Source organism: Streptomyces flavidovirens DSM 40150 (genome assembly GCF_000429085.1).
GTDB classification, from domain to species: Bacteria; Actinomycetota; Actinomycetes; order Streptomycetales; family Streptomycetaceae; genus Streptomyces; species Streptomyces flavidovirens.
This window is the reverse complement of the sequence record NZ_AUBE01000007.1, coordinates 344,738-359,862: the sequence shown is the minus strand read 5'-3', so window position 1 is coordinate 359,862 and position 15,125 is coordinate 344,738. Positions and strand designations below refer to the sequence as shown.

The window sequence follows — 15,125 nt, the reverse complement described above, 5'->3', positions numbered from 1 at the left end:
ATCCGCCCTTCGCCAGGACCTCGACCGCGTACGCCCGTGTGCGGCGAGAGAAGAGTAAGCCGCGGTCGAGCACGGGCAGGCGCGACGGCCGGGGGACGCCGCGGCGGACAGCCCGGCGCCCCCCGGCTGGGGCGTCATTCGACAGGCAGCGTCATCTCGCTGATGTTCATCGTGGAAGCGCGGGCCGTTGCGCGCCCCGGGCATGCGGGGCGCGCAACGGTGCGGTGTATGGGTGGTGGACTCAGAAGGTCAGGTTCCAGGCGTCGATCCTGCCCGTGTCCTGGGACGCGATGTCGCGGACACGGAGCTTCCACGTGCCGTTGGCGGCTTCCGAGGAGGCGTTGACCGTGTACGTCTTGGCCACGTTGTCCGTGCCATCGCTGTTGGCGAAGTCCTCCAGGAGGTACACCGTCCCGTCCGGCGCGACGAGGGAGACGACGAGATCACCGCGGTAGGAGTGCTTGATGTCCACGCCCACCTTGAGGGTGGCCGGCGCGTTGCCGGTCACGCCCGATACGGTGAGGGGGCTGTCGACGGTCGCGTTGTCCGCGATCGTGAGGTCCGCGGTGTTCTCGAAGTACGAGCCCGGCGTGGGGGGCGTGCTGCCGACGGCCTGGAGCGCGTCGGTCTGTCCCTCGCCGAAGAAGCCGTTCTTGGTGGCCGTACCCGTGCACCGGCTGTCCGACGGGCAGGCGGTGTCGGTCGCCTGGACACCCAGCTTGGAGCGAAGGTCGGCCGGGGTGGCGGTCGGGTTGACGCTCGCCAGGAGCGCGGCGACACCCGCGACGTGCGGGGAGGCCATCGACGTACCGTTCATGTTGCCGTACTTGCCGCCCGGCAGGGTGGAGTAGACGCCTGACGTACCGTCACCGCCCGGAGCGGCGATGTCGATGACGCCGTTGCCGAAGTTGGAGTACGACGCCTTCACGTTGCCCTTGCCCATCGCGGCGACGGTCACGACGCCCGGCAGCTCGGTCGGGATGTCGAGGCAGGCGTTGGTGATCGTCCGAGTGACGGGTGTGGAGTCGTTCGGGCTCTCGGTGTCGACCGTCTTGTTCGCCAGGTCGAGGTTGGAGTTGCCCGCCGCGGCGACCTGGAGCGAACCCTTGCGCTCCGCGTACTCCTGGGCGCGCTTGACGCCCTCGATGATGGCCGCCTGATCGGCGTTGTCCGGGCAGTTGAACTGCCAGGGGTCGGTGTAGTAGCTGTTGTTGGTGACCTTGAAGCCGTGGTCACCGGCCCACATGAAGCCGCAGATCGTGTTCTCGGCGAAGAACAGGCTGCTGCCCGGCTCGGCGATGCGGACCGAGGAGACCTTGACCCCCGGCGCCACCCCGACGACGCCCTTGCTGTTCTTGGCGGCCGCGATGGTGCCGGCGACGTGCGTGCCGTGCGTACCGACATCACGCCAGGCTCCGGCGCGGGTGTCCGCCTTGCCGTAGGCGCACGAGACGGAGTCGGCGGCGTTGAAGTTCGGGGCGATGTCCTGGTGCTGGTCGTCCACGCCCGTGTCGAGCACACCGACCTTGACCGACGCCGAGCCGGTCGTCACGGCCCAGGCCTGGTCCGCCTTGATCTGGGTCATGTCCCAGCGGGTCAGGCTCTCCGTGAGCGTGGTGGACGACTGGGACGGGTTCGCCGGCAGCGCGGGGTTGTACGCGTCGGCCGGAACGTCCGAGGTCCGCGTCGCGCCGACCTGCTGCACTCCGGCGACGCCCCGCATGGCCGAGGCGAACCCGGACGAGGCCGAGTGCGCGACGACCACACCGATCGCGTCGTACGAGGCGAAGACCGAGCCGCCGTTGGAGGCGATTGCCGTCCGTACGGCGGTGGTGTCTCCGGGGGTGGTGATCACCAGATGGGCGCGGGTACCGGCGGCCCAGGCGGCGGCGGAGGCCTGCGGCTCGGCGGCGACGGCCGCGGCGGGAGCCGCGAGGGCCAGAGCGGCTCCGAGGGCGACGGCGGCGACCGCGGGGGCCTGGAGCCGGCTGAATATGTGACGTCTCAATGCGTCCTCCGAGTCCCGGCACGCCGATGGGGCCGCCGGGGACGAAACGTGTAGGGGGTTGACGCAAGATGTCAGACAGCCCGGCCGCGGAGTAAGAGGGGAATCCCTTGCAGTGCGCGGGACGCGAGGCGAGGGTACCGGCGGGTGGGCCTCAAGTGGCCACAGCCCGCGGCCAGTCGGTTCCTCGGAGAAGCCGCTTCGCGCCGTGAACGTATCGGCGCGGAAGAGAGAGTTCCCGGTTCATCTCGGCTCGGCGAGGAAGCGACCGACCACCCTTAGCTCGTCGGAGGTGAAACGGCCGCGTCGCGCGGCGTCGGTGCCGCGGTCGAGGGGTGAGAAGTAGTCGCGGGCCACCCCCTCCTGGCCGCCTCGGCGTAGTGCAGGTGCACCACCCGGCGGCCGTCGGCCGCACTGACACGTCGGGCTGAGCTGCTTGTGCGATCTGCCCAGCGTCATGGGCCCGTCGTCGTCGCGACCTCCGTCGAGCACCGCGATCAGCGCCTGCACGTCGGTGAGACACCCGCGGCCAAGGCCATTGTGGAGGGGCGCTGGACGCCACGTTCTGGCCGGGCTGGGCTGGGCGTGGGGTGAGGACGTACGGGCTGTTGCGCAGCGCGCTGACGATGCGGACGGCATCGTGGTCGGCGTGCGGCTTCCGGCCGTATCTGGCCAGCGGCGCGAGAATCCGCTCAGCTCATCCCACCGCTACGATCGCGGTTGGCCCCCTTTTCGACCGGTAACCGAGGGCCGGCTTGGCTCACCGTCGGCCGCGCGTATCGTCCACACAGCGCCGCTTCAACTCGGCCCCGCCTGCCGTAGTGGGGGCGCCCCCCTCAGCCACTCGCCGTCGGGACGGTGCGGGCGACGGCCTGGTAGCCGCGGGGGCCGAACAGGTGGTCCCGAAAATGAGGTGGAGCTCGCTGGCGAGCACACAGGGCCATTCATAGCCGGAGTGGTTACCAGTCTCTGTTCGCGGTGCGCGAGCACCTGCTTGAAGCCCTGCAGAGAACCGGCGCCGACCGTACGACGTACGAGAAGGAGACGGCATGCACGTCATGCCCGACCGCCCGCCTGCCTGCCTGCCCCACTCTGCTGACCGACCCCGATTGCTCCATCCGGGCAGCCTCGCGTACCTCGGCAACGGGCTCTTCTCGCTTCGGCTGACAGAACCGGCCGTCGGTGTCCGCGATTCCAGGGTAGTGATCGGAGATGGCCCTGCCCCAGGCGGAGGAGTCGGGAGTCCCCTTGGGCACGCCGCGGACAGGGACGCGCCACCCCTCCTGACCTCCCACGGAGGGCCGGCGCCTGCTCGACGCCGGCCCTCATGCTGACGTTGAGCTGGGCCGCTTACCCGACGTTCCGGTGGAGGTCCCGCACGTCAGCACCGCTGGCAGTCAGGGTGCCGTCCTGCTGCTCATAGTGGGAGAGAGCGAGCCCCAGCCCGAAAAAAGTGGGCGCCCACTCACCGACGAAGAGGCCCCAACGGTCGGCTCGGGCCAGGCCGGTACCAGGCTCCATCTTGAGCGACCCGGCCCACACAGCGACGGTGAGGCCGATGGAGGCCAGTGCGGCGGTGTAGGCGTGCTCGCTTCGCATGCCCATGTCGTGCAGCTTCTTGATGACCATGGCGTGCTCCGTTCAGTGGCGTGGTTCGACAGACCCCCCCGAACGTTCCGATCTACCGTTACACGAGAAATGCTGGGCCGCCGCTTGGCGCGTAAGCCGGCCAAAAAGCCGACGGCGGCCGCATCCGCTACCCTGTGCGGAGCAGCGAGACTGGTCGTACGTCCGCCGCGGTCAGGCAAACACCAGTTCGTCTCCCCAGAGGGCCGGAACCGCGCCGATCTGTGCTCCCGCGAACCGCGGTTGGTCACCGTGTCTCCTTGGTCGAGGGAATGCCACAACCTACGCGGCGGCACCGACATCGGCGGTATCTCAGCGCTTCACCGGGGGCTGCCGAGAGGCGTACGCGGTAACGGTCAGGCGGCCGTGGCGGGCTGCTCAGCTCGTGCGCTGGCGAGACGGTAGGAGTCGTGTCTGTCTGGTGGATGAGACGGTCGACGATTGCCGCGCAAAGCCAAGGATCCGTACCCGTCTTGCTCCAGCCGCCGAAGGACTCGCTCATCGGATGCGATGGCGCGCCTCGAAGTACCCGTGCCACCGTGTGCAAGTGAGCTTGTTCCGCTTTGACGGACACCCTTGTTGTGGTGGTCAGGCTGCGAGTGCGGTCTCGTATTCGGCGGGACTGCGGTAGCCGAGGCTGCTGTGCAGACGGTGCAAGTTGTACCAGCTCTCGATGAAGTCGAAAATCGCAGTGCGGGCGGCGGCCCGGCTGGGCCAGGCGGCTGTGCTCAGCAGCTCGCGCTTGATCGTGGCGAAGAACGACTCGGCGAGCGCGTTGTCCCAGCACTGCCCGGTGCGACCGACCGACAGCCGAATGCCGAACTCGTCGGCCAAGGACGCGAATTGCTGGCTGGGGTACTGGCAACCGCGATCCGAATGGAAGATCACCGGACGGTTGGGTCGACGCTGCCGACAGGCAGCCGTCAGCGCATCGGCGACCAACTCGGTCCGCAGATGATCGGCCGTCGCCCAGCCGACTACGCGCCGCGAGGCGATGTCGATGACGGTAGCGAGATAGAGCCAGCCCTCCTCGGTCGGAATATAGGTGATGTCACCGCACCAGCGGGCATCGAGCCCGGCCGGGTCGGGATGGAAGTCCCGGACGATGAGGTCGGGCCGCAAGGAGACCCGCGGATCGGAGATCGTGGTCAAGTGCCGCCGTCGGCGATGCCGGCCCTGCAGCCCGGCCGCCCGCATCAGCCGCGCGACACGACGGCGGCCGCACCCGGCGCCTTCCCGCTTGAGCACGGCATGGACGCGAGGGGCTCCGTAGGTGCCGCGCGATCTCGAATGGACCTCGGCGATCTGCTCGGTCAGCTCGGCGTCACGGACCGCGCGAGGATTAGGGGTGCCGGTGCGGCGGGCGTAGAAGGCGGTGCGGGAGACCTTCAGCAGCTCACACGCCCGTTTGACGTTGTGCCCGCCCTGCTTCTCCGCCTCGATGAACGGGTGCACCGTCACCGGGTCTCCTTCGCGAAGAAAGCCGTGGCCCGCTTGAGGATGTCGACGTCTTCCGGCAGACGGCGGTTCTCCCGCCGTAGCGCGGCCAGCTCCTCGCGCTCGCCGCTGGTCAGGCCGTCGCGTTCGCCCGCGTCGACCTCAGCCTGCTTCACCCAGTCCCGCACCGCGGTCTCCGTCAGGTCGAAGTCCTTAGCGATCTGACCGACCGACCGGTCACCGCGCCGACACAGCTCCACGATCTCGGCCTTGAACTCCGGCGTGAACGAACGGCGAGGGCGAGGCTTCTTCATCCCCATGCTCTCCATGATGGACATCCTCCCGGGGCAGAACCCCTGATCTCGAATGTCCGTCAAAGCGGATCAAGCCCACAAGCTCGGCACCGAGATCTCCCGGCCATTACGCGCCCGGCGCCTCCCGGCGGCGCCGAGCACGCACTGGCCGAGCGCCAGCGATCCACAGCGCTCCTCCCGAGCTGGTCTTGATTGCGACCAAACGCGACCCGACCACCACAACGGAGTTTTCGATGTCCAATCCCCCCGGCTGGGAGTTCGACGCCAAGAGCCCCTGCCTGGTGCGGTAGGCGTCAGGGCCAGTGGCCACGGAGTCTGCGATTGCTGTACGTCCTGTCCGCATCCCGCGCTGTCCGCGTGCCGGCAGGACGGCCACGAGGCCCTGGGCCGCCCTCTGCGCGCGGGGGCACATATTTCCTCCGCGACCAGCGAGCGACGTAGATGCGATCCGTCGGCTGTACCGGCGTGTTGACCGGCGAAGACGGGCGGCACTTCAGCTTGCCGCTGACATGCCTACTGCGCCGGTTGAACTCGCCGGCTTCCGCTGCCGCAGCCACTTCGCGTGGGTGGGGGCGCAGATCCATGCGGTGGATTCAACGGAAGCACCCCCGGCATCACGTGGAAGCAACCTCGCCGGTGAAGTTCGGCGCAGACCTTTGACGGCCGTTGCAGGCGGTGCCTGACCGGCGTATGTCAGCATCAGCGGTAACCAGCCACGTTGTCAGGGAGTGCACGCCGCCGCGATGGACACACTGTTCTCGTACAGGTGGTGCCGGGTGATCCGGCCGCCCTCAACGGTCAGGCGCAGCGCGAAGGGGCCGGCAAAGGACTTGCCCGTCGCGCGGACGGTCCCCGAGATGTGACCCATCAGGACGGCGTCCGCGCCGTCGACGAGGAATGTGTCGACGGACGCGCGGGCGTCCTCGGGCACGGTGTGCTCGCTCAACTCCATGAGCTGGGCGGCGCATTCGACGGCGGTGGACCGGGATCGTATCCAGGGGACTACGGGGTTCTCGGCGAGCAGCCAGTCGACGTCGTCGGCGAAGAGCGCGGTGAGCCCCTCGGTGTCGCCGGCGAGGCGGAGGTCGAGGAACTTCTGGACGGTGGCGCGGGTGGCGTCCGCGGTCGTGGTAGGCGTCATGGGCACCAGCCTCCCGGAGCACTGAGGGAGCGTCGATTACGTCAGAGGTAATGGGCTCTCCCGCGATTGGTCGTGAGGCGTGTTGGCCTGGAGGCTCGGCTGGTGGGCGGTTCAACAGGTCATCGGGCGGACGGCGCGATTTCGGTGCTTGTCCGGCGCTGGGTGGTGCGCCTAGCGGCGCGGTCGGAAACCACGCCGACGATCGCTGCGTGGGTTTGGCCGTAGGTGTCACGTCGCCCGGTGTATCGCTGGAGCGGACGCCACTCGCGGTACTCGGCGTGGGGCGTGCTCGACGCAGATCCGGCGGGAGGGCTGGCGGCGTTTGTACTTGCGCGCAGCCGTACTTCTCGGCAGTGATGCGGTGTCGGCGTCAAGACTCCTTGGTTGCGGGGCGGGCCGAGACCTGGCTGGGGAACTCGTTCGCGAGGCCCCGGTAGCCGTCGTCGACGTCGGCCCTGACGTGCGGGTGCATGCGGAACTGCTCGGCGATGCTCTCTGTGCGCACCCCGCAGGTCTGGTCAGGCATCCAAGCCCGGACGCACCGCTCCGGACCACATGGGCCGGCCCTGCCCATCGCTGATAGTGATCGTCTTGACCGAATTCTGCTTGCGCTTGCCCGACACGAACGCACGTCGGCCGGGCCGGTGTGCTTTTGAGCGCATTACCTGGGTCTCCATCCCGTCGATCCGAAGGGTCACCCCCTCGGCCTCGGCATAGGCGAACCCGCCCTCCAATGTGCGCAGCCGCAGCCCGGCCCCCTGCGGCACCGCGAACCCGCGGGCTGCGAGTAGCGGCCTCACCTCTGCCACCGCCCGGCCGATTGTCGACTTGCCCACCTGGTAGATGACGCCCAGTGCCTCATAGGTGAGCCCGGTCCGCAGGTGCACCAGCGTGGCCAGCAGCCGGTCGGTGAACACCAGCTCGTACTTCGGCCCGGCCCCCGCCTCACGTGGGCACGAGCTCTGACGCCGCTCATGACGTTCGGACTCGCAGCGGACCTCCCAGTGCGCAGCGAGCTCCGTAACCAGCTCGCCCAGGAGCCACTCCGGACACCGCAGAACGCGCAATGTGCCACCACCGCACGGACCTGATGTGTCATCACAACCCGGATAACTCGCACGCCCCGGTGTCCCCGACCGCGACGGAGATCATCAATCGCGGACGAGCCCGTAAAACCAGGTGTCCCCCCAACCGGCCCCCGGTAGCGTGCGCCGACATGACATCGGAACTGGAACGGCCCCCGCTGCAAGCGGACGAACGCACCGCGCTCATCGGCTGGCTGGACCTGCAGCGAAAGATCCTGCGCTGGAAATGTGAGGGACTGAGCAACGAGGATGCGCACCGCTCGGTCATCCCGACCTCACCGGCCATGACGATGGCCGGTCTCATCACCCATATGCGCTGGACCGAGCACACGTGGCTGGAGGTGCTGTTCCTCGGCGGCGACGAGAAGCAGAACCCGTCGTTCGACGAGTCGAGCGAGGACGCCGACTGGCACACCGGCGGCCGCCCCCTCGCCGAGCTCCTCGCGGAGTACGAGGCTCAGTGCGCCCGCAGCAACGAGATCGTCGCCGCGGCCTCCCTGGACGACGTCGGCCGGCACCCCGACTTCCGTTCCGGCAGCGCCAACCTCCGCTGGATGTTGATCCACCTCGTCGAGGAGACGGGGCGGCACGCGGGACACGCGGACATCGTCCGGGAGTTGCTCGACGGCGCGAAGGGCTATTACTAGCGCGGCTCCGCGTAGCGGGCCCCTTGTCTCAGGGGCCACGCCAACACGCCTCACTACCCATCGCGGGAGAGCCCGTAAGGGCGGGACTTCCGGGGACGGAACGTCCCTCTGTGCGGTGGTGGGCGTGAATCACCGCACAGCCTCCGGCGTGCTCGCTCTCTCCTCACCGGCTGCTACATCGGCACCAAGGTCACGGAAGGCGGCGGTGCCGACGAGCCCGATGTAAAGGCCAGGTCCGCGTCGGCCGCTGTCGACGCGCTGACCGTCAAGGGGCGGGCACCGAAGACCGGTTACGAGTGCGGCGGGGTTCGGCAGCCCCTGGGCCGAGGGGGACTCCAGCGGCTACCCACGTGCGATGACATCCTCTAGCGGGACCTGAATGACGTGACGCGCAATAACGGCGGTGGCGACGGTGATTGCAAGTTCACCTCGGAGACGCTCGCCCCGGATCCGCACCCGGGAAACGTCACCTCCCCGCGCGGCCGCAGCCAGGTCCACATCGACCGCGTCGTGGCCCTCGGGACGGTCTTGCAGGCCCCGGCCGGGTGCTGGTGAGCCCGGCACGTCGTGGGGTCGACGCCAGCATGCTCCGATCAAGCCGACCCGCCCAGCGGGGTGATGCCCCGCAGTCGATCCCGGCCCTGAAACGTATCCGCGTTCGACGTCCGGCCGGTGGGCATCCCGACGCGTCCTGACCACCTGTGTGGTGAAAGGCGTACAGCTCACACCAAAATCGCCAATACCTGCGGCGACGGCAGATCTGGGACCAGCAGGCCAACCGTGAGCCACACTGCAATTCCTGCCCGATTTCGGGCAGGAAAGTAGATGTTCTGCGACTTCAGCCCTATGGTGATGCTTCATGATCGCTATAGATGCATTGTGGACTTTCACTCTGATGGTGGGACTTCTCACCCTCACTCCTGGGCTGGACACCACGCTCGTCCTGCGCACTGCCGCGCTCGGGCACCGCCGTCGCGCCTGGGGAGTGATCCTCGGCATCCAGAGCGGCACACTGGTCTGGGGCGTACTCACTTCGCTCGGTGTGACCGCACTGCTGACCGCGTCTCACCTCGCGTACGAGACACTCCGCTGGGCCGGGGCCGCGTACCTGGTGTGGATGGGTGGCAGGCTGCTGTGGACCACGCGGCGCCGTTCGGTGGCCGAGTGCTCGAAGGCGGCCGAGTCCGGGGCCGAAGCCAAGACCGACACAGATGCCGGCGACACCCTGCTCGGCGGCTGGCGTCAAGGGATCGCGACCAATCTACTCAACCCGAAGATGGGCGCCTTCTATGTCGCGGTGCTCCCACAGTTCATCCCCGCCGATGCCTCACACCTCGTTGCGGGTGTGCTCCTGGCCGGTATACACATCCTCCTGGCCGTCATCTGGGCCTGCGCACTGGTCACCATCGCCCACGCGCTCCGAGACCGCCTGCAACGGCCCTCGGTACGCCGCTACCTCGACCGCATCACTGGTACGGTCATCGCCGCCTTCGGCCTCAGGCTCGCGCTCGGGGAGTGAGGCATCGGCCGGCGAGTACCGTGGAGTGGCTTGGTAAGTGAGGGTGGGAATCGTGTCGGGGTACAGGTGAACGTGCCCAGTTCCTGAGGCGTTGAGGACTGAGAGACTCCCTGCCTGCGGGTCCGTCCGCTTGTCCTTTCGGACGTGTGCCGTGCGCACGATCTCGTCGTACTTCGCGGACGGGATCAGCGGCGTTGCCTCGGTTGCTGAGCTCTGTGCGCGTCGCGCAGCAGATCGGGCGCCACTCGGCGGTGCACCGCGGACAGCGGCGACCAGACGCGTGCCGCTATCGGCCGGTCGTAGCGGAGGATCGTGGCCAACGACACCTGCTCGTCTTCGACTTGGACGACGAGGTGGCCGGTCAGCATCCAGGAGTGCGCTTCGAGCCCTGATTCCTCTGTCGCAGCGGTCAGCGATCCTCCAGTCGGCCACGTGGTCCGGTGATGCCCGGTGCTTCAGACGCAGGCCAAGAAGTACCCACCAGATGAACTGGCCTTGGAGGCCCGCGACGTCTTCGAGCGCCGCGCGGGCCCACTGCTCCGGTGAGCTGTGTGAGGCGTCATTCGCAGTGAGCGTGAAGACGTCGATGTAGTCGTGATCGGCCGGGCTGAGAGCGCGGATCGCCTGTGGAATGGTGTGCCGTTGGCGGACCGTCAGCACATGGTCGTTGCTGTTCGCGCTCTCTCGGTGGACGGGACGGTTGGTTCCTGGTTCCACCTTCATCTCCTTGAATTGGCTCGGGAACTTGCCTCGTGCGCGTCCGAGTAGCGGCTTCTTCATCGGCTGGCAGGGGACGGTCCAGGTCTTGCTGTAGTGCCCGCACGTCAGGTCGGCGTGCCGGCCCGCCACCCCCGTCCGATCATGCGCATCAGCGCCGGGTACACGATCAGGTACCGGAACGGCACGATCGCGGCCATGTAGATCCCTGCCGAGCAGGCCGTTCGGTTTCACGAGCACAGCCATCTGGCCGTGGTAGCGTCCGGCTTCATCCGGGACCCAGCCGATGTGCATCACGGTGTGCACGGTCTTGTTGGCGCTCTCGGCAGTCCACTCGGTGCCCGTCAGGTAGACCGAAGTGAACGGCAGCGATTGGAGATCCGGTCCGCACGGACCCTCGCGCAGATCTTCCGGCAACCGGGTACGCAGCGTCGGCACCCGGGAGCCGACGCCGGAGCCGGCCTTGTCCCAGCCGAACAGCTTCCCGAGGTGCCAGCGGACCGCGAAGAGGACACGGGCGACACCGGAGAACAGGTTCGGGCCGTCGTCCTTCGCGAACCACTCCACCAGCAGCGGAAGGTCGTCGGGGCCGCCCGGAGTCGGCAGGATCCAGACGTCCTCGACGCGGAAGTCCGGGGCGATCTCGTGGATGCGCCACTGACGGGACGTGTGCGCGGTCTTCGGGATTCTCATCAGTGGTCCTCCTTCCGGCCGGGGGCAGCGGGGTCGAGTCCGAGTACGCCGGCAACGGCGCGTTCGGCGAGCAGCTCGTCATGCGGGGCCTGACCGGCCAGGGCGACGACGGTTCCTTCGAGGGCGCCGACGAAGGCGAGCGCGAGAGTACGGGTCGGAGGGCCGGACGGGATCGTTCCCGCCGCGCGGCCGGCGTCGATGAGCTGGACGCAGTGGGCGACGAGCTCGTCGTAACTCCGCTCCACCTCGCGCCCGACCGGATGGGCTTGCCCGGTGAACTCCAGCCGCAGCGCGATCGCCATGCGGGCGAAGTCACGTCGGCAGAAGACGGCGTGTCCGCGCGCCATGGCCAGCAGCGCCGCGACGGGCTCCGACTCCTGGCTGACGAGGCGGCCCACCTCCTGCTGCCAGGTGTCGAGGATCCACTGGAGGGCGGCCAGGGTCAGGTCCTGCTTGCCCTTGAACTGGTGGTAGAGGGCGCCACGGGGTGTACCCGGCGTCGCCGGCCACCTGCTCCAGCACGAGGTTGCCGTAGCCGTACCGGGACAGGCCCCGGGCGGCGGACTCCAGCAGGGCGCTGCGGGTCTGCGCGCTGCGTTCGGCTTGGCTGGAACGGGGCCGACTGGCCGAGTCCCGCCCGGCTGACCGGTCCTGCTTTCGTACATGCATGTATGTATGTTGCGGATGCCGGGGGCGACCGAACGCCGGATCCGGGCCTCGGCCTTCCCGAGGGACAAGTCGCTGCGGGCCTTTGGCTTCGACGCGAACCCCAGCATCGGCCCCGCCCGCTCGCCCCGCCCGAGTCCAGCCGAACAGGCCAGCCGACCTGGGGCCCGAGGCCAAGACAGGTGTCTGGCGGCCGAGAACGCCAGCTCAGACAGCTTTGGTCAAGAGCCGGATCCCTTATGTATCCCGTTCAGCAAAGTCACCGGATCGTTGGGCGCACCCTGCCTACAGTGGCGCCATGAGCAATCACTCCGAAGCGCCTGTCACGCCCGTCGAGGCCCATGAACCCCCGTACTACGTAGCTGTCTTCACTGCGGTGCGAACCCAGGAGCAGAGCGGCTACAGCGAGACCGCCGCACGCATGGAAGACCTGGTGAAGGACGTGCCTGGATTCCTGGGGATGGACCAAGCGCATACTCCTGGTGGGCTGTCCATCACCGTCGGGTACTTCCGCGACGCCGACGCCCTCACGGAGTGGCGGGGCAGCGCTGAGCACCGTGCGGCGCAAAAGCGCGGGCAAGTCGAGTGGTACGAGAGCTACACGCTGCATGTGGCGAAAGTGGAGCGGAGCCACGGGTTCATGCGAGCGGAGGTCCCGCAGAGCCCGACAGCAAGCTGACCAATCGAAACCACCTCAGCGACCGTCCCGTCACAAGCTCGTGTCGAACGGGTCGGCGCGTGCCCCTCGCGAGCGCAATCCAGCGGGAGACCAGGGGGAATGATGGGCAATCACGGGCACCACGAGCAGGAAGTGCCTCGGACTGGAGCCGCCCGCCCCTCGGAGGAGCGGGCCTGTTCGCCACCTGCGGGGTGTTCCCGTCCGACAACGGCGACGTCGCGGTGGCGCTGCCGACAGGGAATCCCCCTCACACACCCTGCGAGCCGCCGCCCCTGGGTCGCCCGCCACGACCTGACGGGCCGTGAGCTTACGACGTACTACCGCCAGTGGTGTCGACCCCCTGAGGCCGTGGTGCGATGCCCAGGCGGCAGCCGACCGAGCCAGTCGGGAAACGGCTCAGGGTTCGCATCCCGAGTTACTCCCGAACGCACGTCGAAACGACCTCCACAGACACTGATGCAACCTGTCCGCGGCCATCGGTCCGGTCGTTTACGCCGGATGGTGCACGAAGCCTGCGGCTACGGCCGTGTCAGCAGGCGTGGTCGCTTGCCGTCTTCATGATCGACCGGTGACAGCCTGGCAGCGCTGCGGTCTTCGGCGTTGCCGGCAAGGTTCGCAGCGACTGGCCACACAGGGAAGGCGCCGATGGAGAGTCCCTATGACTGCTACCTGCGGCTGCCGGACGTTCTGGCCCTGCAGCGCCCACGAACCGCCGAGAAATACTCTGCACAGTGGGCCGACGAACACTTCTTCATCATCGTGCACCAGTCGGCCGAGGTACTGGCCAGTCAGGCTTTGGTGGATCTGCGAGCACTGCGGCAGGTGGCGCCGGATGATGCGCACCGCACTCTCGCGTATGTTCGCCGCGTGGCCGCCGTCATCGGGTTGCTCGAGCAGCACCTCGCGCTCCTTGAGCATCTGCCACCTGAAAGCTTCGCCGGCTTCCGGCCACTTCTCGACGATGCAAGTGCTGGACAGTCCAGCCAGTTTGCCGAGCTGTTTGCCGCGATCACCGAGTGCACGCGGGCAGCTGCCCCTGCCGGCATCGAGGACACAGGTTCACTTACGAACGTTACGGGTGGGGGCGAGCTGGCTCAGGCATGGTGGCGGCTTCGTTCCGCGGTTTCTCTGTGGCGTACCCGGCACCTGCTACTCGTCGAGTGGATGATCGGTGACCAGCCTGGTACCGGCGGGACGTCCGGACTGGCGTACCTCCGATCGCGCATCGACCTCCCGCCCCATCACACGGCGGAATCCACCGACGATCACGGCCGGGGCTAGCCTCGGGCCTCAGCGTTCGCTCCTCAGTGGGATCGACCCTTGGGGGCGTTGGCCCTATCAATACGCCGGCACCAGATCAGCAGTGACCGGAACATGCGGGGTGCGGGAGTTGGCGACCACGGCGAGGCGTGGCCCGTGGGCGGTGGGGTGCCATTGGCCTCCGGCGAGGGGCATCAGGGCGATGTTCGGTGTGGGGCCGGTGGTGAAGTCCACGGTTCCGACGATGGTTTCGATGCGGGTCTGCTGGAGGGTGTGTGCGATGGCGGCCCGGTCGGTGGGGTCGGATGTGGTTGTCAGCGTGTGGTGGGCGACCTCCACCAGGGCGTGGGCCAGGCCCAGCGGTTGCAGCCACGGCTTGCCGGTGGTCTGTTCGTAGGCGTCAGCGAGTTGTGCGCAGCTAGTGCCGTCGAGGCTGGAGCGGTGAGGGTGTGCGGGTGTCCAGTACACGAGCGTGGCCACCCGCGTGTCGGCCAGTTCGTCGTGGACCTGCCGCGACTGTGCGACTTCCGTGTGGGGGTAGGTCAGCCAGCGCGAGCAGGTGATCAGGCGGGGACGCAGACCCGATTCGCGGGCTTGGCGGTGGAAGAGTGCCAGGTCGGTGGCGGTGGCGGCGCTGGTGACGACGTCGACGCCGTCTTCGCGCATGCGGTTCAGGTGAGGGGTGAAGTCGGTGGCCGGTTCCGCGTAGGCGCCCGGGTCGATCACATGGTGCCCGCGCTGGGAGGCGGCCGCCACGAAGCCGATGTGTTCATCGCGCAGCAGCTTGCCCTGCAGGCCGTCGTTCCACAGGCTTCCGACGGTGGGTTGTGCGGGCAGTTGTTCCCACAGGGGCGAAGGCGTTTGCGATGTCGTCCAGGCCCCAGGCGAAATGGTAGGTCCAGCGGAAGGAGCCCAAGGCGTCCCCGCAGCGCGCATAGCCGTACGCCTGCCAGGGACAGGTCGTCGACACACACGGCACACCCAGTTGTTCACAGGTGTCGGTGACGGCGGGCAGTACCTGGGTGCCGGCCATGGTGAGCACGATGGCCGCCTGCTCGTCCTGTGCCAGTTCCCTCACGGCCTGCCGGGCGCCCTGTGCCTCCGAGCGGCTGTCACGCACAGCTACTCGCACGCGGAAAGGGCGGCCGCCGTTACGGAAGCCCGTCGGGTGGGGTGCCAGTTTCCGCAGTACGAACGACAGGGGCTCCCCCAGGGGGGCGAGCCGTCCCGTCAATGGCGCCACTACACCGATGCACACCGTTGCCGCCGCGTCGTCCATGCCAGCCAACCCACCTTCTCTCATGACCCGGCGATCCCCGATGGCGCTTTCTTTTCC

General features: G+C 68.2%; 14 protein-coding genes and 3 pseudogenes. 4 read left to right on the top strand and 13 right to left on the bottom strand.

The features are described from left to right. Positions 1-241: 241 nt before the first annotated feature. The 9 genes and pseudogenes from G412_RS0114855 to G412_RS40495 all read right to left on the bottom strand — a co-directional run bounded on the left by G412_RS0114855 (position 242) and on the right by G412_RS40495 (position 7,440). A complete protein-coding gene (locus G412_RS0114855; protein ID WP_028812782.1) occupies positions 242-1,996 on the bottom strand; it encodes a S8 family peptidase in 1,755 nt (584 codons plus the stop codon). A gap of 163 nt (positions 1,997-2,159) precedes the next feature. Further along, a pseudogene (locus tag G412_RS40880) lies at positions 2,160-2,524 on the bottom strand (hypothetical protein); the annotation flags it as partial. Positions 2,525-3,355: 831 nt separating this feature from the next. Beyond that, entirely contained in the window at positions 3,356-3,634 is a 279-nt protein-coding gene (locus G412_RS0114845; RefSeq protein ID WP_028812781.1) for a hypothetical protein, read from the bottom strand. Between the two features lie 353 nt (positions 3,635-3,987). Further along, a pseudogene (locus G412_RS40875) lies at positions 3,988-4,130 on the bottom strand (IS21-like element helper ATPase IstB); the annotation flags it as partial. Positions 4,131-4,219: 89 nt separating this feature from the next. Beyond that, a complete protein-coding gene (locus G412_RS39105; RefSeq protein ID WP_028812780.1) occupies positions 4,220-5,092 on the bottom strand; it encodes an IS3 family transposase in 873 nt (290 codons plus the stop codon). After that, positions 5,089-5,382 carry a transposase gene (locus G412_RS0114835; protein ID WP_106964090.1) on the bottom strand — a complete coding sequence of 98 codons (294 nt, stop codon included), beginning with the start codon at positions 5,380-5,382 and terminating at the stop codon, positions 5,089-5,091. Before G412_RS0114835 ends, G412_RS39105 begins: the two co-directional genes overlap by 4 nt. Positions 5,383-6,103: 721 nt before the next feature. Next, the gene (locus tag G412_RS0114830; RefSeq protein WP_037648788.1) at positions 6,104-6,523 is read right to left on the bottom strand and encodes a nuclear transport factor 2 family protein; all 420 of its coding nucleotides are present in this window, start codon (positions 6,521-6,523) and stop codon (positions 6,104-6,106) included. A 370-nt stretch (positions 6,524-6,893) separates the two neighbouring features. Further along, the gene (locus G412_RS41415; RefSeq protein WP_279626775.1) at positions 6,894-7,028 is read right to left on the bottom strand and encodes a hypothetical protein; all 135 of its coding nucleotides are present in this window, start codon (positions 7,026-7,028) and stop codon (positions 6,894-6,896) included. 13 nt (positions 7,029-7,041) lie between these two features. Continuing rightward, a complete protein-coding gene (locus G412_RS40495; protein WP_208857874.1) occupies positions 7,042-7,440 on the bottom strand; it encodes a helix-turn-helix domain-containing protein in 399 nt (132 codons plus the stop codon). Positions 7,441-7,739: 299 nt separating this feature from the next. On the opposite strand from G412_RS40495, the gene G412_RS0114820 reads away from it, so the two are divergent. Beyond that, positions 7,740-8,255, top strand: coding sequence for a DinB family protein (locus G412_RS0114820; RefSeq protein WP_028812777.1), 516 nt, complete (start codon positions 7,740-7,742; stop codon positions 8,253-8,255). A gap of 895 nt (positions 8,256-9,150) precedes the next feature. After that, positions 9,151-9,774, top strand: coding sequence for a LysE family translocator (locus G412_RS0114810; RefSeq protein ID WP_244282970.1), 624 nt, complete (start codon positions 9,151-9,153; stop codon positions 9,772-9,774). 824 nt (positions 9,775-10,598) lie between these two features. On the opposite strand, the pseudogene G412_RS34485 reads toward G412_RS0114810, so the two are convergent. Together G412_RS34485 and G412_RS34480 are read right to left on the bottom strand one after the other, a co-directional pair. Then, a pseudogene (locus G412_RS34485) lies at positions 10,599-11,184 on the bottom strand (DUF2867 domain-containing protein). Beyond that, entirely contained in the window at positions 11,184-11,849 is a 666-nt protein-coding gene (locus G412_RS34480) for a TetR/AcrR family transcriptional regulator (protein ID WP_244282969.1), read from the bottom strand. The pseudogene G412_RS34485 and the gene G412_RS34480 overlap by 1 nt, the downstream one beginning before the upstream one ends. Positions 11,850-12,148: 299 nt before the next feature. On the opposite strand from G412_RS34480, the gene G412_RS0114790 reads away from it, so the two are divergent. Further along, complete coding sequence (locus G412_RS0114790) at positions 12,149-12,529, top strand: antibiotic biosynthesis monooxygenase family protein (protein WP_028812774.1); 381 nt, start codon at positions 12,149-12,151, stop codon at positions 12,527-12,529. A 645-nt stretch (positions 12,530-13,174) separates the two neighbouring features. Next, positions 13,175-13,810, top strand: a complete 636-nt coding sequence (locus tag G412_RS0114785; protein WP_028812773.1) for a tryptophan 2,3-dioxygenase family protein — start codon at positions 13,175-13,177, stop codon at positions 13,808-13,810. A 57-nt stretch (positions 13,811-13,867) separates the two neighbouring features. On the opposite strand, the gene G412_RS41410 is transcribed toward G412_RS0114785, so the two are convergent. Both G412_RS41410 and G412_RS41405 read right to left on the bottom strand, forming a co-directional pair. Then, a complete protein-coding gene (locus tag G412_RS41410) occupies positions 13,868-14,545 on the bottom strand; it encodes an ABC transporter substrate-binding protein (RefSeq protein WP_279626774.1) in 678 nt (225 codons plus the stop codon). Between the two features lie 13 nt (positions 14,546-14,558). After that, positions 14,559-15,068, bottom strand: coding sequence for an ABC transporter substrate-binding protein (locus tag G412_RS41405; RefSeq protein WP_279626773.1), 510 nt, complete (start codon positions 15,066-15,068; stop codon positions 14,559-14,561). Positions 15,069-15,125: the final 57 nt, after the last annotated feature.

Coding starts and splice junctions, on each gene's coding strand:
- G412_RS0114810 (WP_244282970.1), top strand. CDS start 9,151: ATGGTGGGACTTCTCACCCTCACTCCTGGGCTGGACACCACGCTCGTC.
- G412_RS0114820 (WP_028812777.1), top strand. CDS start 7,740: ATGACATCGGAACTGGAACGGCCCCCGCTGCAAGCGGACGAACGCACC.
- G412_RS34480 (WP_244282969.1), bottom strand. CDS start 11,849: ATGTACGAAAGCAGGACCGGTCAGCCGGGCGGGACTCGGCCAGTCGGC.
- G412_RS0114790 (WP_028812774.1), top strand. CDS start 12,149: ATGAGCAATCACTCCGAAGCGCCTGTCACGCCCGTCGAGGCCCATGAA.
- G412_RS41405 (WP_279626773.1), bottom strand. CDS start 15,068: ATGGACGACGCGGCGGCAACGGTGTGCATCGGTGTAGTGGCGCCATTG.
- G412_RS0114845 (WP_028812781.1), bottom strand. CDS start 3,634: ATGGTCATCAAGAAGCTGCACGACATGGGCATGCGAAGCGAGCACGCC.
- G412_RS0114785 (WP_028812773.1), top strand. CDS start 13,175: ATGGAGAGTCCCTATGACTGCTACCTGCGGCTGCCGGACGTTCTGGCC.
- G412_RS0114830 (WP_037648788.1), bottom strand. CDS start 6,523: ATGACGCCTACCACGACCGCGGACGCCACCCGCGCCACCGTCCAGAAG.
- G412_RS0114835 (WP_106964090.1), bottom strand. CDS start 5,382: ATGAAGAAGCCTCGCCCTCGCCGTTCGTTCACGCCGGAGTTCAAGGCC.